This is a genomic window from Methylobacterium indicum, from assembly GCF_017347565.1.
Taxonomy (GTDB): domain Bacteria; phylum Pseudomonadota; class Alphaproteobacteria; order Rhizobiales; family Beijerinckiaceae; genus Methylobacterium; species Methylobacterium indicum.
Map to the genome: position 1 here is coordinate 99411 of NZ_AP024145.1, position 18239 is coordinate 117649.

General features: G+C 67.2%; 18 protein-coding genes and 2 pseudogenes. 13 read left to right on the forward strand and 7 right to left on the reverse strand.

Features of this window, described 5'->3' with window-relative positions:
• Positions 1 to 14 precede the first annotated feature (14 nt).
• Both miv_RS00485 and miv_RS00490 read left to right on the forward strand, forming a co-directional pair.
• Positions 15 to 785, forward strand: coding sequence for an SDR family NAD(P)-dependent oxidoreductase (locus tag miv_RS00485; RefSeq protein WP_048427397.1), 771 nt, complete (start codon positions 15 to 17; stop codon positions 783 to 785).
• Entirely contained in the window at positions 782 to 2500 is a 1719-nt protein-coding gene (locus miv_RS00490; protein ID WP_048427396.1) for an FAD-dependent oxidoreductase, read from the forward strand. Before miv_RS00485 ends, miv_RS00490 begins: the two co-directional genes overlap by 4 nt.
• Positions 2501 to 2814: 314 nt before the next feature.
• Here the strand turns inward: miv_RS00490 and miv_RS00495 are convergent, their stop codons facing one another.
• Positions 2815 to 3717: a LysR family transcriptional regulator gene (locus miv_RS00495; RefSeq protein WP_048427395.1), complete on the reverse strand. Its 903-nt coding sequence runs from the start codon at positions 3715 to 3717 to the stop codon at positions 2815 to 2817.
• Between the two features lie 135 nt (positions 3718 to 3852).
• On the opposite strand from miv_RS00495, the gene miv_RS00500 reads away from it, so the two are divergent.
• The 3 genes from miv_RS00500 (at position 3853) to miv_RS00510 (ending at position 5539) form a co-directional block, all read left to right on the forward strand.
• Positions 3853 to 4581, forward strand: a complete 729-nt coding sequence (locus tag miv_RS00500; RefSeq protein ID WP_048427394.1) for an SDR family oxidoreductase — start codon at positions 3853 to 3855, stop codon at positions 4579 to 4581.
• 35 nt (positions 4582 to 4616) lie between these two features.
• A complete protein-coding gene (locus miv_RS00505; protein ID WP_048427408.1) occupies positions 4617 to 4931 on the forward strand; it encodes an Atu4866 domain-containing protein in 315 nt (104 codons plus the stop codon).
• An 80-nt stretch (positions 4932 to 5011) separates the two neighbouring features.
• Positions 5012 to 5539, forward strand: a complete 528-nt coding sequence (locus tag miv_RS00510; protein ID WP_048427393.1) for a nuclear transport factor 2 family protein — start codon at positions 5012 to 5014, stop codon at positions 5537 to 5539.
• 217 nt (positions 5540 to 5756) lie between these two features.
• Here miv_RS00510 and maiA read toward each other — a convergent pair whose 3' ends face one another.
• The 4 genes from maiA to hmgA all read right to left on the reverse strand — a co-directional run bounded on the left by maiA (position 5757) and on the right by hmgA (position 10564).
• Positions 5757 to 6392, reverse strand: coding sequence for a maleylacetoacetate isomerase (gene maiA, locus miv_RS00515; RefSeq protein ID WP_207180823.1), 636 nt, complete (start codon positions 6390 to 6392; stop codon positions 5757 to 5759).
• The gene (gene fahA, locus miv_RS00520) at positions 6389 to 7720 is read right to left on the reverse strand and encodes a fumarylacetoacetase (RefSeq protein ID WP_048427391.1); all 1332 of its coding nucleotides are present in this window, start codon (positions 7718 to 7720) and stop codon (positions 6389 to 6391) included. The genes maiA and fahA overlap by 4 nt, the downstream gene beginning before the upstream one ends.
• Positions 7721 to 7731: 11 nt before the next feature.
• Complete coding sequence (locus tag miv_RS00525) at positions 7732 to 9045, reverse strand: MFS transporter (protein ID WP_048427390.1); 1314 nt, start codon at positions 9043 to 9045, stop codon at positions 7732 to 7734.
• 166 nt (positions 9046 to 9211) lie between these two features.
• A complete protein-coding gene (hmgA, locus tag miv_RS00530) occupies positions 9212 to 10564 on the reverse strand; it encodes a homogentisate 1,2-dioxygenase (protein WP_048427389.1) in 1353 nt (450 codons plus the stop codon).
• A gap of 67 nt (positions 10565 to 10631) precedes the next feature.
• On the opposite strand from hmgA, the gene miv_RS00535 reads away from it, so the two are divergent.
• The 4 genes and pseudogenes from miv_RS00535 (at position 10632) to miv_RS33165 (ending at position 12495) form a co-directional block, all read left to right on the forward strand.
• Complete coding sequence (locus miv_RS00535; protein ID WP_207180825.1) at positions 10632 to 11144, forward strand: MarR family winged helix-turn-helix transcriptional regulator; 513 nt, start codon at positions 10632 to 10634, stop codon at positions 11142 to 11144.
• Positions 11145 to 11452: 308 nt separating this feature from the next.
• On the forward strand, positions 11453 to 11752 hold the full coding sequence (locus tag miv_RS33875) for a DoxX family protein (RefSeq protein ID WP_425312998.1): 300 nt from the start codon (positions 11453 to 11455) through the stop codon (positions 11750 to 11752).
• Between the two features lie 162 nt (positions 11753 to 11914).
• Positions 11915 to 12031: pseudogene (locus tag miv_RS33880) on the forward strand (transposase); the annotation flags it as partial.
• 284 nt (positions 12032 to 12315) lie between these two features.
• Complete coding sequence (locus miv_RS33165; protein WP_244276265.1) at positions 12316 to 12495, forward strand: helix-turn-helix domain-containing protein; 180 nt, start codon at positions 12316 to 12318, stop codon at positions 12493 to 12495.
• On the opposite strand, the gene miv_RS00555 is transcribed toward miv_RS33165, so the two are convergent.
• A complete protein-coding gene (locus miv_RS00555) occupies positions 12477 to 13235 on the reverse strand; it encodes an IclR family transcriptional regulator (RefSeq protein WP_048427388.1) in 759 nt (252 codons plus the stop codon). The genes miv_RS33165 and miv_RS00555 overlap by 19 nt on opposite strands.
• A 240-nt stretch (positions 13236 to 13475) precedes the next feature.
• On the opposite strand from miv_RS00555, the gene miv_RS00560 reads away from it, so the two are divergent.
• The 4 genes and pseudogenes from miv_RS00560 to miv_RS00575 form a co-directional block, all read left to right on the forward strand.
• Positions 13476 to 14693 (forward strand): ABC transporter substrate-binding protein, encoded by a 1218-nt coding sequence (locus miv_RS00560; RefSeq protein ID WP_048427387.1) that lies wholly within the window; start codon positions 13476 to 13478, stop codon positions 14691 to 14693.
• Between the two features lie 46 nt (positions 14694 to 14739).
• Positions 14740 to 15510: an SDR family NAD(P)-dependent oxidoreductase gene (locus miv_RS00565; protein ID WP_207180829.1), complete on the forward strand. Its 771-nt coding sequence runs from the start codon at positions 14740 to 14742 to the stop codon at positions 15508 to 15510.
• Positions 15511 to 15548: 38 nt separating this feature from the next.
• Positions 15549 to 16667 (forward strand): CaiB/BaiF CoA transferase family protein, encoded by a 1119-nt coding sequence (locus tag miv_RS00570; protein ID WP_207180830.1) that lies wholly within the window; start codon positions 15549 to 15551, stop codon positions 16665 to 16667.
• A 204-nt stretch (positions 16668 to 16871) separates the two neighbouring features.
• Positions 16872 to 17176 (forward strand): annotated as a pseudogene (locus miv_RS00575) (transposase); the annotation flags it as partial.
• Between the two features lie 203 nt (positions 17177 to 17379).
• Here the strand turns inward: miv_RS00575 and miv_RS00580 are convergent.
• Entirely contained in the window at positions 17380 to 18204 is an 825-nt protein-coding gene (locus tag miv_RS00580) for an alpha/beta fold hydrolase (protein WP_207180831.1), read from the reverse strand.
• Between the last annotated feature and the right edge of the window lie 35 nt (positions 18205 to 18239).

Genomic DNA, 18239 nt, shown 5'->3' on the forward strand with positions numbered 1-18239 from the left:
CGGGAGCCCGCGCCATGACCGAACCCTTCGTCGCCCTCGTCACCGGTGCCGGCTCCGGGATCGGCCGCGCCACCACCCTGCGCTTCGTGCGTGCGGGTGCGCGGGTGCTCGCCGTCGATCTCAACGAGGCGGGCCTGACGGAGACGAGCCGCTTGGCAGGCGAGTCCGAGGCGGTCGCGCTCCTCGTCAAGGACGTCACCGCCGACGACGCGCCGAGCGCCGCCGTCGCCGCGGCGCTCGCGCAGTTCGGCCGTCTCGACTGGCTCGTGAACAATGCCGGCATCGGCAACGCCAAGGCGGCGGACCAGACGAGCGACGCGGAGTGGGACCGCTACGTCGACATCAACCTGCGGGCTTTGTTCCGCTTCTCGCGCGAGGCGCTGCCGCACCTGGCGCCGGGCCGGGGGGCGATCGTCAACCTCGCCTCGGTGTTCGGGCTGTTCGGCCATCCGCGGGTCGCGCCCTACGCCGCCACCAAGGCCGCGGTCGTCGGTCTGACCCACCAGATGGCGGCCGATTACGGGCCGAAGGGGATCCGCGTGAACGCCGTCGCGCCCGGGGTGATCGAGACCGCGCTCACGCGCGAGCGCATCGACACGGATGCGCGCTTCCAGGCGCTCAACATCGACCCGATCCCCTTCCCGCGCCTCGGCCGGCCGGAGGACGTCGCCAACGCGATTTACTTCCTGTGCTCGGAGGAAGCCGCCTATATCAGCGGCCACGTGCTGGCGATCGACGGCGGCTGGAGCGTCACCAACTACTCGCGCCGGGGCGACGCGCTGTGAGCGGGCCGCCAGCCGACGCCCTCCCGGCGACCTTCGATGTCGAGACCGACGTGATCTGCGTCGGCGCCGGCGCCGGTGGCATGAGCGCCGCGCTCACCGCCGCGATCGAGGGGCTCTCGGTGATCATCGTCGAGAAGACCGACAAGGTCGGCGGCTCGACCGCCGTCTCGGGCGGGGCGGTCTGGATCCCGAACACCGACCGCGGCGCGGCGGCCGGCCATCCCGACACGCTGGAGCGGGCGAAGCTCTACCTCGACCGCATCGTCGGCAACTGGTCGAGCGATGCGATGAAGCTCGCCTATCTCGAGGCCGGGCCGAGGATGCTCGACTATCTCGAGCGGCACACCGAATTGCGGCTCGCGGCGCGGACCTCTTCGCCGGACTACTACCCCGATACCGAGGGCGCCTCGATGGGCGGGCGCGCGATGGACCCGCTGGCCTTCGACGGCCGGCGGCTCGGGGCCCATTTCGCCACCCTGCGCGACCCGCTGCCCGAGTTCACGGTGCTCGGCGGCATGATGGTGACGATGACGGACGTCTACCATCTCCTCGGCGTGACCCGCTCGCTGGCCTCGTGGAAGCACGGGATGACGCTCGTCGCCCGCTACGCCGCCGACCGCCTGCGCCACCACCGCGGCACCCGCCTCGTCCTCGGCAACGCGCTCGCGGCGCGGCTCTACCGGAGCGTCCTCGATCGCGGGATTCCGGTCTGGCTCGACAGCCCGGCGCGGCGCCTCCTCGTCGAGGGCGGGCGCGTCGTCGGCCTCGTGGTCGCGCGCGAGGGGCGCGAGGTCGCGATCCGCGCCCGGCGCGGCGTCGTGCTCGCCACCGGCGGCTTCCCGCACGATCCGGAGCGCCGCGCCGCCCTGCTGCCGCATCCGGTCGGTCCCTGGTCGATGGCGCCGGCCGGCAACACCGGCGACGGGCTGCGCCTCGGCGAGGCCGCCGGCGCGGTCGTGCGGGGCGAGAACGCCGCGAACGTCTTCCACGCGCCGGTCTCGCTCCTCGAGAAGCCCGACGGCACGGTGCTGCGCTATCCCCACCTCGTCTGGGAGCGGGCGAAGCCCGGCCTGATCGGGGTCAACGGCGCGGCCAAGCGCTTCGTCAACGAGTCGACCTCGTACCACGAGTTCGGCCTCGCCATGCACGAGAGCCACCGGAGCGTGCCGAGCATCCCGGCCTTCCTGATCTGCGATGCGGATTTCCTCCGGCGCTGGGGCCTCGGCCTCGCGCTGCCCGGCGGGCGCCCGTTCCGCAAGCTCGTGAAGGCCGGCTACCTCGTCGAGGGCCGCACCCTCGACGATCTCGCGCGCCAGCTCGGCCTCGACGGCACCGTCCTCGCCGAGACCGTCGCGGCGTTCAACCGCGGCGCGCGGGAGGGGCGCGACGCGGCGTTCGGCAAGGGCGGCGACGCCTACAACCGCTATCTCGGCGACCCGACGGTCAAGGACGGCAACCCTTGTCTCGGCACGGTCGAGACCGCGCCGTTCTACGCCGTGCGGGTCTATCCCGGCGACATCGGCACCGCCGGCGGGATCGTGACCGACGAGAACGCCCGCGTGCTCGACCGCGACGGCGCGCCGATCCCCGGCCTCTACGCCGCGGGCAACGACATGAACTCGGTCATGGGCGGCACCTATCCGGGGCCCGGCATCACGCTGGGACCTGCCCTCACCTTCGGCTGGCTCGCCGGCCGCCACTTGGCCGGGGCGTGAGGTCGGAAGCGTGATCCGATTTCGAGTGGGACAATGGTTTCCGGGCCCGAATTCGGACGTGACGGCGTTGTCCAATACCGCCGCAAGGGCTTCCTCCTTCACAGCGGACATCCAAAGCAGCAGGGCTGATGGTCCGCATGGGGTGGGGAGCGGGATTTGACCAGCCTGCCGTGAGCGGACGTGCTGTCCTGCGCGCGATCCAGACGCAAAGCGGGCCCTACCGCAGCCCCCAAAGATCAGATTTGCGGCGACGAGATCCTCGAGCCTAATGTCGGATACCTCCCCCTCCTCTTTCGGTGAGCGATCCCCGACGATCAGGATCGATACCTTCGGTGCCTGCGGATATGATCCAAAAGGGCGCGCAGCTTCGGGGCCACGTTTCGCCGGCTGGGATAGTACAGGAAGAACCCCGGAAAGAACGGGCTGAACGCTTCCAGTAACGGGACGAGCTCGCCCCGTTCGATCCATGGCCGAAAAGACTCTTCCAAGCCGAACGTGATGCCGCCACCCGCAACGGCCATGCGGATCATGAGGGCCATGTCGTTGGTCGTCACCTCAGGCTCGACGTCGACCACGAAGTCCCGCCCGGCTTCCGTAAATTCCCAGCGGAACGCCGCTGCACGCGGTGCCGGCCGCCATCCGATGCAGCGATGCGTAGCGAGATCGCGCGGATGGGTTGGCGCGCCCTGCTGCGCCAGGTAACTGGGCGCGCAAACGGCGAGCTGCCGCTGGTCGTCCGAGACCGGTAGCGCGATCATGTCCCCCTCAATCACCTCGCCAAGGCGCACACCGGCGTCGTAGCCGTGCGCAATGATATCGATCTCCTCGTCGCTCACGAGCACGTCGAGTTGGACGTCGGGGCAAGCCTCGGCGAAGCCGACGAGGAGAGGGCCCGACAGGAAGCCCTCCGCAATGGACGACACGACGAGGCGCAGCTGACCACGAGGCCCGGCCCCGAGGTGGCGGATCGTCCCCAACGCGGCCCGAATGTTGCCAAGAGATGGTGCGATCTCCGCGTGGAGCAGTTCGCCGGCTTCCGTGAGGCCCACGCTCCGGGTGGTCCGCTGGACGAGCGCGACGCCCATGGCGTCCTCCAGGCGGCGGATCGTCTGGCTCACCGCCGAGCGAGTAACGCCCAGGCGATCCGCCGCCGCACGGAAGCTACGTTCCTCGACAACGAGGATGAAAGTTGCGAGCGCATTCAGGTCGGGTATCATTGTTAAGCCATTCTAACCAAATTGTCGTGCAAGAGCCAGCTATCGACGACGGCGCCCATCACTCACCCTCCTCGTCACGATCCGGAGCAGGCGAACGGGCTTCGCGCATCGGTCGAACTGACGAGGAGGTTCAGGATGTCCTTGAACAAGACGGTACTGGTGACGGGGGCATCGAGCGGCATCGGCGTCGGCATCGCCCGGGAACTCGCCGCCGCCGGCGCCCGGCTGATGCTCGGAGCGCGCCGCACCGACCGCCTCGAGGCTCTCGCCGAGGAGCTCCGGCGCGCGGGAGGCTCCGTTAGCACGCGGCGCCTGGACGTGACGGAACGGGGCGACGTCGCAGGCTTCGCCGATGCCGCCCGGCGAGAGTTCGGGCAGGTCGACGCCATCGTCAACAACGCGGGCGTGATGCCGCTGTCGCTTATGGCATCGCTCAAGGTTGACGAGTGGGACCGCATGATCGACGTGAACGTCAAGGGCGTCCTCTACGGGATCGCCGCAGTTCTCCCGGAGATGACTGCCCGCGGCTCGGGCCATGTCGTGAACATCGCCTCGATCGGCGCGCTCGCCGTGTCGCCTACCGCCGCTGTGTATTGCGCGACGAAGTTCGCAGTGCGTGCGATCTCGGATGGCCTGCGCCAGGAGCGCGGCGATATCCGGGTCACTTGCATCCATCCGGGCGTGGTGGAGAGTGAGCTGGCTGACACGATCACCGATCCGGCGGCGGCAGAAGCCATGAAGGTTTATCGCGCCATCGCTCTCCAACCCGACGCTATCGGTCGGGCGGTGCGCTACGCACTGGAACAGCCCGACGACGTCGACGTCAACGAGATAGTTGTTCGTCCGACGAAGGCGCCGCACTAGTGCGAGTGATCGTCCTGGTCGCAGCGACGAGCCTCATTGGATCTCTCGGAACCCTCGCGCGTGCGGAGACCGTGGTGGCGACGACTGCGCACCCATATGCTGGCCTGTGGATCACCGACGATGCCCGGGTTCGCCATGAACTGCTTCCGAGCGGCCGCTACATCGAGGCGCGTGGCACGCGCGAAGGCGCCTATCGCGGGCGCTACGAGGTGAGCGGCACCCGTATCGAGTGCTGGGACGATACCGGCTTCACGGCCGACGGTGTCTTCGTCGATGCCAACACGCTCCACCATGGCGGCATGGTGCTGCGCCGTCGGGAGCAAGCACCTCTCGCATTACCGGCTCGATAGACGCCGCCGCCATAGGCACGTGCCCCAACGCAAGGTCGCCCCCTGAGCGCCCTGCTATCCTCCCCTCACGGAGATCGACGATGACGACAACCCCGATGTTCCGGCTCGCACTCCCTGTCCGGCGGCTCGCTCTCGCGGCGGCCGTCGCGCTGAGCGTCACGCCCATGCTCGTCTCCAGAGCCTCGTCCGACACGCCCGTCGCGAAGCGTAACGAAACCACCGTGCGCGAGGCTTTTCAGCGGTGGGCCGCAGGCGCCAGCATCTTCCCGACGCTGCTCGCCCCGGACGTCGTCTGGACGATCCCGGGCTCGGGCCCGGTGGCCGGCACCTATAGAGGTCTGACGGACTTCTCCGAGCGGGCGTCTGGACCGCTGTTGAGCCGTCTCGCGACGCCAATCGTTCCGCAGGTTCACCACATCTGGGCGATCGCGGACACGGTCATCGTCCGCTTCGAGGCGAGCGCTACGACGACCGCCGGGCATCCGTACCGAAACCAGTACGTCTGGATCCTCCGCATGAAGGACGGTGTCGTCGCCAATGGGGAAGCCTTTCTGGACCTCGGCGCCTACCAGCAGGTCGTAGACGATAACCCGCGTCGGCCGCGATAGGAGCGTCTTGTACGAAATTCGGTTGATTGCGTCGCAATGCGGATTTCGGCTTTGCTCATGTGGGTCGAGGAAGCTGCGCCGCGCGGGCTGGCGAGCCGGGTTCCGGCGGAGGATCACCGTTTGGCCGAGCAGCGGGACGCCCAGGTATCCGTGCAACATGCCCGGCTCGAAGCTCAGGCCCAGTAGTAGCGGCTCGCTCTGACCATTGCCCCGCTTTTCATTCGGCGTCAGGCTGCCGCGAGGGATGAGCCGCCTGGAAAGCGGGATGCGCCTCGCCAAGCGCGACCGCGCGCGCGATCCTCGGGAATGGGTCTAAGGAAACCGCGAAGCGCCGGGCGGCGTAGACCTGTGGGACCAGGTACACGTCGGCGAGCCCGGGCTCTGGGCCGAAGCAGAAGCCGTCGTCGCCGATCAGCGCCTCGATCGCTGCGAAACCCTCGGAGATCCAGTGCCCGATCCAGGCCGCTACGTCCTCGTCGGAGCGGCCGAGGTCGCGCCGCAAGTGGTTGAGCGGCCCGACATTGTGAAGCGGATGGATGTCGCAGCCGATGATCGCCGCCGCCGCCCGCACCCGGACCCGCGCGACCGGATCAGCCGGTAGGAGCGGCGGGTCCGGGTAGACCTCCTCCAGGTACTCGATGATCGCCGGGGACTGGATCAGCACGTTCCCGTCGTCGAGGACGAGACTCGGCACGCGTCCCTGCGGGTTGATCCGCCGGTAGGCCTTGCTGCGATGCTCGCCGCCGTTGCGCACGAGATGGACCGGCACCTGGTCGGGCGTTAGGCCCTTCAACGCCAGCGCGCTGCGCAGGCGATAGGACGAGGTCGAACGCCAGTAGCTGTAGAGCCTCATGCGACCGCTCCGAGGATGACCGCGCGACACTCGCCGAACCCGACAGTCGCAAAGCCTTCGCGCACGCCGCGGGCCCGCAGGATGATCTCATCGCCATCCTCCAGGAAACGGCGCTCCTCCCCTGAGGCGAGCCGGATCGGCTCCTTGCCCCCAAGAGTCGCTTCGACAAGGCTGCCGCAGGCGTCGCGGCCTGGCCCAGAGATCGTCCCAGTGCCGAGGAAGTCGCCCGGCTGGAGATTGCAGCCACCGCTGGCGTGATGGGCCACCATCTGAGCCATGGTCCAGTACATGTGCCGGGTGTTCGAGGTCGAAATCCGGTGCGGGGCGAGGCCGGCCGCGCGCAGGCCCGGCGTCATCAGGAGCACGTCGAGACTGATGTCGAAGGCGCCACCGCGCTGGTCGGCGGCGTCGAGGAGGTAAGGCAGGGGCGTCGGATCGCCCGCAGGCCGAGCCGCCTGCGGCACGCGGAACGGCGCCAGCGCCTCCGGGGTGACGATCCATGGCGAGATCGTCGAGGCGAAGTTCTTGGCAAGGAAGGGGCCGAGGGGCTGGTATTCCCAAGCCTGGATGTCGCGGGCCGACCAGTCGTTGAGCAGGCAGTAGCCCGCGATATGGTCCTGCGCCTCTCCGATCGGGATCGGCGTGCCGAGCTCGTTGCCGGGCCCAATCCAGACGCCGAGCTCGAGTTCAAGGTCGAGCCGCTGCGACGGCCCGAAGGACGGCTCTGCCGCGTCCGGCGCCCTGGACTGTCCATGCGGCCGGCGCACCGGTGTGCCGGAAGGCCGGATCGATGAGGCGCGACCGTGGTAACCGATCGGCACGTGCTTGTAGTTCGGCAGAAGTGGGTTGTCGGGCCGGAACTGCTTGCCGATGTTCTCGGCATGGTGGATGCCGACGTAGAAGTCGGTGTAGTCGCCGATCTGCGCTGGCAGATGCAGTGTGCAGGCGGCCGCCTCGTGCAGGAGCGGAGCGATCCTGCCGCGTTCGGTACAGCCCTCGCTGAGCAGCTCGGAGAGGGCTGCGCGCAGGGCGCGGCGCGGCGCGGCGCCGAGCGCGAGCAGCGCGTTGAGGCCAGTGCCCGTGGCGGCCTCGGCCGCTGCTCCGGCCGCGCCCGAGAGCAGGTTCGCGGAGAGCAGAGCCGGCAGATCCAGGATGGAATCGCCAATCGCGACGCCGGCCCGCGGCGTGCCTTGCGGCGGCGAGAAGATGCCGAGCGGCAAGTTCTGGATCGGGAAGTCCGCGTGGCCGGCGGTACCAGGAACCCAGGACCGCAAGGCGGGATCGTGGGTATGGTCGAGAGTGTCCAGAGGTTTGGAAGGGTGTGTCATCGTGACCGCTCTCACTGCAGGAGGTCCGTGCCCCGGGTTTCGCGGGTCGTCACCATCGCCCAGATCCCAGGCACGACCATCACCGCCGCGTAGATCCCGACCGCCAACGGCGTATGGAAGACTTCCAGCAGCCATGTGCCGATGACGGGAGCCATCGCCCCGCCGAGTACGGCCGCGGCGGAGTAGGCCGTCGACATGGCCGTGTAACGAACGCGAGCCGGAAACAATTCGGTGAAGTAGGCCGACATCCCACCCACGATCACACCGTGGCAGGAGAGTGTGAGAAGCGTCGCTGTCGTGAGTTCCGCGGAGGACGCACCCTTGCCGAGCGTGAAGAGGTAGAAGGCGGCCATCACGCCAGTGACGAGACCAACCAGCGTTACGGGCCGGCGCCCGAACCGGTCCGCCGCGGCACCCGCAGCCAGGATCGCTGCCACTTCGAGGAGAGAACCCCAGAACAAGGCATTCAAGGCGTCCGATCGCGAGGCTGCTAGATAGACCGTAGCGAGGACGATGAAGAACGACGAGAAAAGATAGAATAGAGCGCTCTCAGCCGCCTTAACGAAGAGGACGCGGGCCATATCCGACGGATGTCCGGCGAGCGCCTCGCGCAAAGGTGCGCGTGGAACATCGTGCCGGTTCTTCTGCACTTCGATAAAAGCAGGGGACTCCTCGACACGGCGGCGCACCCAAAATCCGAACAGTATGAGCACCGCCGAGGCGAGGAACGGCAGGCGCCAAGCCCAGTCCGCGAAGGCAGCCTGACCGAAAAAGCCGAGCGCTGCACCAATCGCGGCCGTCGCGAGTACGTTACCGGCTGGCCCGCCGACCATCGGGAAGCCGGTCCAGAGGCCGCGCTGTCGGGCCGGAAGGCTCTCGGCGACGATGACGAGGGCGCCGGTAGACTCACCGCCGACAGCGAAACCTTGAAGAAGGCGTAGCACCACGAGGAGAATGGGTGCGAGCGCACCCACCTGGGCATAGGTGGGCAGTAACCCCATGGCGACGGTCGAGCCGCCCATGAGCAGGAGGCTCGCGACAAGGCTGCGCTTGCGGCCGATCCGATCACCGAGCGCCCCGAAGAACCAACCACCTAGCGGCCGCGCGACAAATCCTACGGCCTGGGTCGCCAGAGCTGCGAGCAGACCTGCGAGTGGATCCGACACAGGAAAGAACGCGGTGTTGAACACCAGGGCCGCGCAAACGGCGAAGATCGCGAAATCATACCATTCCACGATCGTCCCGATGCTACTGGCAACCAAGAGGCGCACTCGCGCTGCCTGATTAGATCGCAATTTTTGCGCGCCGACAGACTGAACATTCATGGAACCTCCTCCCTAAGATCGATTTTTTACTCAAGCGATAGTTGCCCGGCTTTGAGCCGCAACAACATGCGTGCGTATTTGGCGTAAACCAAAATGTATTCCGCGGACTATGATTTTTATAGCCGCAGTACGTAATGCAAGATATATGTTGTCAATCCAATATTGATTACGTGTTGGCAGGCGGGTTGAAGTGCCTGGCGAGCTTGCGCCCGTAGCGACCGTAGTCCTTCTGCAGCGCCGGGATCTCGGCGGCGAAGCGGCTGACCTTCTGGGGAAACCGCGTCTCGAACATGAAGGCGAGCGTGCCTTCCAGCTTGTGGGGTTTCAGCTCGGCGTTCGAGGCTTTCTCGAAGGCATCCATGTCGGGCCCGTGCGGCAGCAGCGTGTTGTGCAGCGAGGCGCCGCCCGGCTGGAAGCCGCCGCCGGTCTTGGCGTCGTAGACGCCGTAGACCAGCCCCATGAACTCGCTCATCACGTTGAGGTGGTACCACGGCGGCCGGAAGGTGTTCTCGGCCACCAGCCAGCGGTCGGAGAAGATCACGAAGTCGATGTTGGCGGTGCCGGGGGTCTCGGAGGGCGAGGTCAGCACCGTGAAGATCGACGGGTCGGCGTGGTCGAACAGGATCGGGCCGACCGGCGAGAACTTCCTGAGGTCGTACTTGTAGGGCGCGTAGTTGCCGTGCCAGGCGACCACGTCGAGGGGCGAGTGGTCGATCTCGGCCGCCCATACGGTCCCGCCCCACTTCACCAGCATCGTGCCGGGGGCGTCGCGGTCTTCGTAGGCCGCGACCGGTGTGAGGAAGTCGCGCTGGTTGGCGAGGCAGTTGGCTCCGATGGGTCCGCGCTCCGGCAGGGTGAAGGCGCCGCCGTAATTCTCGCAGAGATATCCGCGAGCGGGGCCGTCGAGGAGGTCCACGGCGAACTTCACGCCGCGGGGGATCACCACGATCTCGCCGGGCTCGACGTTGATGATTCCGAACTCGGTGCGGAAGCGCAAGCGGCCCTGCTGCGGCACGACCAGCATCTCGCCGTCGGCGTTATAGAAGTATTCGTCCTGCATCGAGCGGGTGGCGAGGTAGAGATGCGCGCCCATACCGGCTTGGGACCCGGCATCGCCGGCGGTCGTCATGGTGCGGATGCCATCGATGAAGGAGAGAGGCTCGGCCGGGATCGGGATAGGGTCCCAGCGGAGCGGCGCCGGCGGCAACTCGATGGCCTCGGCGGGCGATGTGAGCCAGAGGTGGGCTTCAACCTTCCGGAAATCGCCCCAGTGCATGACCGTGGGTCGGATGCGGTAGAGCCAGGAGCGCTCGTTGGTGGTGCGCGGCGCGGTGAAGGGCGAGCCGGAGATCTGTTCGGCGTAGAGGCCGTAGGGGCATTGCTGGGGCGAGTTGCGGCCGACCGGCAGGGCGCCGGGCAGCGCCTCGGTCTCGAAGCCGTTTCCGAAGCCCGACATGTAACCACGAGTGATCCCGACCTGGGTCGTGATTCCGCTCTCCGGCGACGCTTGCACGTTCATGGGGTTGCCTCCCTGCACGCCCGCATATAGTTTCATTCGAAACCAACTGAGGAGCTGTTAGTTTCTTATGAAACCATTGTCAACCGCGAGTGAGCCGCTGGCTGTGCATGGTGGGGCGGATGAGCCGAGCCCGGCGCTGCGGTTGGCGACGTTTATGCCTTACCGGCTCAATGTCCTCGCAACGGTCATCAGCGAGGGTTTGGCTCAGCTCTATGCAGAGCGCTTCCTCCTCGACATCCCAGGCTGGCGGGTGCTCGCAACGATAGGAGAATTCGGGGAAATCACTGCCAAGTCGATTGGGCAGCACGCGCACATGAACAAGGTGAAGGTGAGCCGCGCGGTTGCAGATCTTGAGGCGAGAGGATGGATCGAGCGACAACAAAACCCCGATGACATGCGGGAATCCTTTCTCACGCTAACGGTAGAAGGCCAACGCAACTACCGTGAGATTGTACCGCTAGCACATAGCTACGAAGCTCGACTGAGAGCCAATCTTAATGAGCAGGAGCAGCAAATATTCGATCTTGTAATCGACAAAATTCTTGCCAGTGTTTCTGCACGAGAGACACATGAGAAGTAATCGCGCTGGTAGAGCAGAATTCATAGTGCCCGAGTTGAATTATGCATAAATTTAGTTAGTTCAGAAATACTCGAATGATTCGTCGTAGGTTTCCTTATAATCGCTACGATAGTTACGTCATGAAAACAACCAATAAATATTTGCAATGATAACTGGGAATTTATGCAATGAAATCGAAATAATTTGATGTTTCGAATGCCGCTGTAAATATTAGCTCGATCTTCGAGCTCATTTTGTGCGTTATATTTGTCTAGTCCGGGCATGGTAAGGCAATCTCGCCAGATACAACTATTGCATACTTTGCCGAAATCGGACTTACGTTACCATATGCGGCTTATGCTGTCACAATCATCATCGAACTGGTAGTTGGAATAATGTTTGTTTTTAGGTTATTTACAAGACTTGCCGCACTTATTTTGGCTGTTTGGTGCATCTCAAAAGCATTAACCGCACACTATAATTTTGCTGATAGAAATATGCTTATTAATTTCCACAAGAACGTCGCGCTGCACGGCGGCTTTGTCTATGCCGCTCTTCTTGGCGCAGGTGCATACAGCCTGGATGCTATCTTGAGCGCAAGGGGTTCAAACGGCCGTACCTCGACTTAACATTACTCTGCCAGGTTGGTGTCTCCTATCTCTTGTTTGCTGAGGCGAGCGGGAGAACCGTAATGGATGAGCTCGGGTCGAAGGCGTGGCTGGACCACCTGGAGGCATGGCTGGCTCCCTTTCTGGCCGCCTTGCCCCGCGCCGAACAGCGACGCTGGGCGCCGCTCTATCTGCGCGGCCCGCTCCTGGCCCGGCGAGCGCAAGAGCGTGGAACCGATGTCAGCGCGCGTTGCTCCCGGCAACGTGCAGCAACTGCACCACTTCGTATCCGCCTCGCCCTGACGACGCCGCTCCTGCGAGCGCTCCTCGCCGAAGTGCTGGCGATGCCGGTCCTCTACGACGAACTCGGACGGGAGGGCCGGCTCGTCGACCTCCTGCTCGCGGAGATCGGCCGGATGCCCGCCTCCTCGCTCCATGTCGCGGTGCCGCAGGACGATCGTCTCGGCCGGATTTGCGAGAGCGTGCTCTCCCGCGCCGGCGAGATCCGCACCCTCGATGAATGGGCGCTCCTCACGGGCTTGAGCCGCCGGACGATCACGCGCCTGTTCCGCCGCGAGACCGGGATGAGCTTCTCGGCCTGGCAGCAGCGGGTGCGGCTCATGGAGGCGCTAGCCCGCCTCGGCGGCGGCGCCTCCGTCACCAGCGTCGCCCTTGACGTCGGCTACGACAGCCCGAGCGCCTTCACGGCGATGTTCAAGCGGGTCCTCGGCACCTGCCCGCGGACCTACCTCGACTGGGCCTGAGCGCCGGGCTCCGCGAGGCCATGACGGGACAGGGCGGCCTTCAGGATGGCGGCGGTCTCGGGCCGCCGCGCGAGGCAGCGCGAGGTCGGCCCCGCGACGACGATCGAGAGCCGGCGGTCGCCGAGGGGAAGCGGGAGGGCGACGCCGGCGAGGTCGGCGATGTACTCGGAGTCGCTCTGGTGATAGCCGCGCTCCTCAGCCTCCAGCAGCGCACGCTCCACAATCTCTACGCCCAACGGCGTCGTGTCGGAGAAGCGCTCGAACGCGACGCGGCGGTAGATCGCCTCGCGCGAGGCCGCAGGATACTGGGCGAGGATCGCCCGCCCGGCGGAGCTGGCATGGACCGGAACCCGGTCGCCGACCCGGGCGTGGTAGCGCACCTGGTGCCGGGATTCCGCCACGACGAGGAACAGGGCGTGGATGCCGGTCAGGGTGCCGACCGCCGTGGTCTCGCCGGTGGCGGCCGCCACATCGGCCACGAGGTCGTCGACGACGCCCGGCAGCGGCTCGGCCTCCGCCACGGTGAGGGCGAGCGTGAGCCAGCGAGGGGTCGGGTAGTACCCGGCCCGCGGCCGCGGCTCGTAGAGATAGCCCCTCTCGACGATCGTCCCGACAAGGTTGAACGTGCTCGAGCGCGGCCAGCCGAGATCGTCCGAGATCTCGGCGAGGGTGGCCGGCCGCCGCCGCTCGGCGAAATACTCCAGCAGTTCGAGAACGTTGGCCGCCTGCTTGACCTGCATCTGTCCCGTCGCCCCGTGCCGGTGCGGGGTTCGACCGCCGCCCGGGTTCATGGCTGCGCAACCTAACGGCTGGTGCTTCGGGGCACCACACGCATCCCGCCTCCCCCTCTGCCTCTCAGGGCGCTTGACTTATTCATAATCAGGAATGAAAAATTCCTACATAAGAATTTAGCGGGCCGCGACGATCGGCACCGTGATGCGGACAGCCGCGACAAGTCGGCCCGCCGCAGGGAGGAATGCATGTCGCTTCGCCGTACCCTCGGGACGCTCGCCCTCGCCGCCTCGACGACGCTGTCTTCGGCCGCCCTGGCGCAGGTCCCGGTCAAGATCGGCGTCCTCGCCGACATGTCCGGGATCTTCTCGGATATCGGCGGCGCCGGGGCCGCCGAAGCGACCAGGATGGCCGTCGAGGATTTTGCCAAGCTGCCGGAGGGGAAAGGCCTGACGGTCGAGGTCGTCGCCGCCGACGCCCAGAACAAGCCCGACGTGTCTAGCACCATCGCGCGCAAGTGGTTCGACTCGGACGGGGTGGACGCCGTCGTCGACATGCCGACGAGCGCGATCTCCCTCGCCCTCGCGCCGCTCGTGCGGGAGAAAAACAAGGTCGCGCTGTTCACCGCGTCCGGCTCCTCGGACCTGACCGGCAAATCCTGCACGCCGAACTCCGTGCATTGGACCTACGACACCTGGGCGCTCGCCCACGGCACCGCGGAGGCGATCACGAAGGCCGGCGGCAAGTCCTGGTACTTCATCACGGCCGATTTCGCGCTCGGCCATGCGCTCGAGCGCGACGCCAGTGCCGTGGTGAAGGCCGAGGGCGGCCGGGTGGCGGGAACCGTGCGCCATCCCACCGACGCCAAGGACTTCTCGTCGTTCCTGCTGCAGGCCCAGGCCTCGCAGGCGCAGGTGATCGGCCTGACCAATGCGGGCGGCGACACGATCAACGCCATCAAGCAGGCGGCGGAGTTCGGCATCGTCCAGAGCGGGCAGCAGCTCGCCGGCATGCTCTTATTCCTCTCCGACATCCATTCGCTGGGCCTGCGCACCGCCCAGGGCCTGCGCCTGACGACAGGGTTCTACTGGGACCTGAACGCGGCGACGCGGGCCTTCGGCGAGCGCTTCGCCGCCCGCAACAACGGTCGCTACCCCACCATGAACCAGGCTGGCGCCTATTCCGCCACGATCGCCTTCCTTCGGGCGGTCGCGAAGGTCGGATCGGCCAAGGACGGGGGCGCGGTGGTGAAGGCGATGCGGGAAGCGGGCACCTTCGACGACCCGCTCTTCGGCAAGACGAGCTTACGCGCCGACGGCCGCGTGCTGCACGACATGATGCTCGTCGAGGTCAAGAAGCCGGACGAATCGAAGAAGCCCTACGATTACTACAAGGTCTTGGCCACCATCCCGGGCCCGGAGGCCTTCCGTCCCCTGAAGGACGGCGGATGCCCGTTCGTGAAGTAGCGGGCGCCGCCCCGACGGCATCGACGCAAGCTAAGGATCAACGACCATGCGACTGGCCAACAAGCTCGTGGTGGTGACGGCCGCGGCCTCCGGGATGGGACGCGCCGGCGTCGAGCTCTTCCTGCGCGAGGGGGCGCGGGTCGCGGCCATCGACGTGAACGCCGAGGGGCTCGCGCGGCTTTCCGCCGATATGGCGGCGCAGGGCCATGACGTCGCGACGGTGCGGGCCGACCTCTCGCAACACGAGGAGATGCGTGGCTCGATCCACGATGCCGCCGCCGCTCTCGGGGGCATCGACGTGCTGTGGGCCCATGCCGGCATCCCCGGGCCCGGCGGCATCGAGAACCTCGACGTATCGGCCTACCGGCTCGCCATCGACCTCAACGTCACCGCGGCGGCCCTCGCCGCCGGCGAGGCGATCGGGCACATGCGCCGGCGCGGCGGCGGGTCGATCGTGTTCACCGCCTCGGTCTCGGGCCTCGTCGGCTCGATGTGGAGCCCGATCTACTCCGCCGCCAAATTCGCGGTGGTCGGGTTGACGAAGTCCCTCGCCCAGACCTTCGCGCCCGACAACGTCCGGGTGAACGTCGTCTGCCCGGGCCTCGCCGAGACGCCGATGAAACTCGGCTTCACCGGCCGCTCGGGCGATCCGGCCGAAGCCGCCGCCGCCGAAGCGCGCATGGTCTCCGCGGTACCGATGGGGCGCCTGTGTCGGCCGGAGGAGGCTGCCCACGCGGTACTCTGGCTCGCCTCGGACGATGCCTCCTACGTGACGGGCGTGGCCCTGCCCGTCGATGGCGGCTTCACGGCGCGCTGAGCGCGCCGGGGCCCGAGTACGAGGAAGGGAGAAGCGCCATGCCGGGTCCGCTCGCAGGCATCAGGGTCGTCGACCTGAGCACGGTCGTCGCGGGGCCCTTCGCGACGCAGATCCTCGCCGAGCTCGGCGCCGAGATCGTCAAGGTCGAGGGACCGAGCGGCGACATCCTGCGCGCGCCGGGCCCTGCCCGCTCGCCCGGCATGGGAGCGGCGTTCCTCAACTGCAATCGCGGCAAGGACAGCGTCGTCCTCGATCTCAAGCAGGTGGGAGACCGCGCCCGGCTCGACGACCTCGTCCGGAGCGCCGACATCCTCGTCCACAACATGCGGATGAAGGCCGCCGCCCGGCTCGGCCTCGACGATGCGCGCCTGCGCACGATCAATCTGGGGCTGATCACCTGCGCAATCGTCGGCTTCGGCCAGGACGGGCCCTACCGCGACCGGCCGGCCTACGACGACATCGTCCAGGCGGCGTCGGGCTGGGCCGATCTCGAGCGGCGGGCCGGGGGCGAGCCCCGCTACGCGCCGACCATCGCGGCCGACAAGACCGCGTCGCTCTACGTCACCACCGCGATCAGCGCCGCCCTGTTCCACCGCGCCCGCACGGGAGAGGGACAGGCGATCGAGGTGCCGATGTTCGAATCCATGGTGTCGTTCCTCGCCGTCGAGCACCTCGCCGGCCTCACCTTCCGGCCGCCCCTCGGCCCGTCCGGCTACGCGCGCCTCCTCTCGAAGCACCGCCGGCCCTACCCGACCCGCGACGGCCACATCGCGGTCCTGCCCTACAACGCGAGCCACTGGCGCGCGGTCTTCCGCGCCGCCGGCCGCGAGGATTGGGCGCAGGACGCGGCGCTCGGCTCCGATGCAACCCGCGCCGCGATGATCGACACCCTCTACGAGCGCCTGGCCGGCTGCCTCGCGCAGGACACGACCGAGGCGTGGCTCTCGCGCCTCGCCCCCCTCGACGTGCCCTGCACGCGGGTCAACCGGATCGAGGACCTGCTCGACGATCCTCACCTCGCGGCCACCGGCTTCTTCGAGGCGGTTGACCATCCGACGGAAGGGCCGCTCCTGGCGACGCGGCCGCCGGTCCGGTTCTCGCGCACGCCCTGCGGCGCGACGCGGCCCGCGCCGCCCCTGGATTCGGGCAAGCCCTGAGGCCGGCACCCGGAGGGCGCGGGCCGCCGCGGCATCACCGCGTCGCGAACTTGATGCTGAACGCGGCCTTGGCCGTCAGGCCGGGGCTCGGCAGCAGGTTGAGCTACTGCGTGTGGCGCTTGTCGAAGGCGTTCTGCACGATGACATCGGCGCGGATGCGATCGTCGAGCCGAGCGCAGACCGACGCCGGTATGCCGGGGGATGGTGGGAACGAAGAAGTACAAGCCGGAAGAAGTGGTGGCCGAGCTGCGGCAGGTGGACGTGCTGGTCTCGCAGGGACAGAGCGTGGCTGACGCGATCCGGGCGATCGGCGTGACGGAGGTGACCTACGATCGTTGGCGCAAGGAGTTCGGCGGGCTGAAGTCGGACCAGGTGCGCCGAATGAAGGAGTTGGAGACCGAAAGCCAACGGCTGCGCAAGGCGATCGCGGATCTCACGCCTGACACGCTGATCCTGCAGGAGGCCGGCCGGGGAAACGTCTGAGCCCCGCGCACTGGCGCACATGCATCGAGTCACGACCTGATGCCAAGGACTGGAAAGCGCCAGTAGCAGGCATTCGATCGTAGCAGTCGGTGCGTCTGCTCTGCCGCCGACAACGGACGTTCCAAATTTGTAGTTTACCACTCCGCACCTGCCAACTTGTGTGAGGACGCGGCGGGTGGCCATCATCTACTCCGGAAGCAGTGCTTTGCCGTCCCTCGCCGTCCGGCCCTCAATCCGCCGACGCCAGCAATTCACGAGCGTGCAGGAACTGCAGGATCGCCTCGCTGAAGGGGGCCGGCAACGCGTCCGGAAGGGGCACGGTGCCGCCCGCGATCTCCGTGACCTCGGCATGCGGAATCGCTGTCGCGATGCGCGGGACCGCCGGAAAGGCGTGCGGATCGTCCGTCGCGCCGATGACCAGCGTCGGTGCCCGCACGAGGCCGATCCGCTCCTCCATGTGATAGCGGTTGACCACACGATGCCCTTCGGCCGCCATCGGCCCGGCCCGCAATGCGTCCACCATGAAGCGATCGAGGAGCGCGGGCATCTCGGGCGGGTAGAACGGCTGGCGCCCGCGCCAGAGCTGTAGCAGGTGGTTCCCCTCCCCGTCCGGGTTCACCATATCGATCGGCGTCTTGGCGGCGTGGTGGGCCCGGCGCGGGGCATCGACCATGGGGCAGGAGGAGAGGACCAGAGCGGCCACGCGACCGGGTGCCCGGACCGTAGCCTCAAGGGCCACCACGGCGCCGGTATGATGCCCGACGAGGCAGCATTCGGGCAGGTCGAGCGCCTCCATCAGCGCGATCACCGCATCGGCCCAGGCCTCGATCGAGGGCGCGACGCCCGACAGCGCCGGCGAGTCGCCGAAGCCGGGCGTGTCCATCGCGAGCGCCCGCACCTGCCCGCCGAGCAGGGGCAGCACGTCGCGATATTCGTCCCAGGAGCGCGGCGTCTGGTGCAGCAGTAGCACCGGCAGGCCGCTGCCGCAGGTCGCGACGTGGATCACGCCGGTGCGCGTCGGCACGAACCGGCGCTCGATCGTATGGTGGGACATCCAGACCTCCCTTATGCCGGGCTCGATATCAGCCT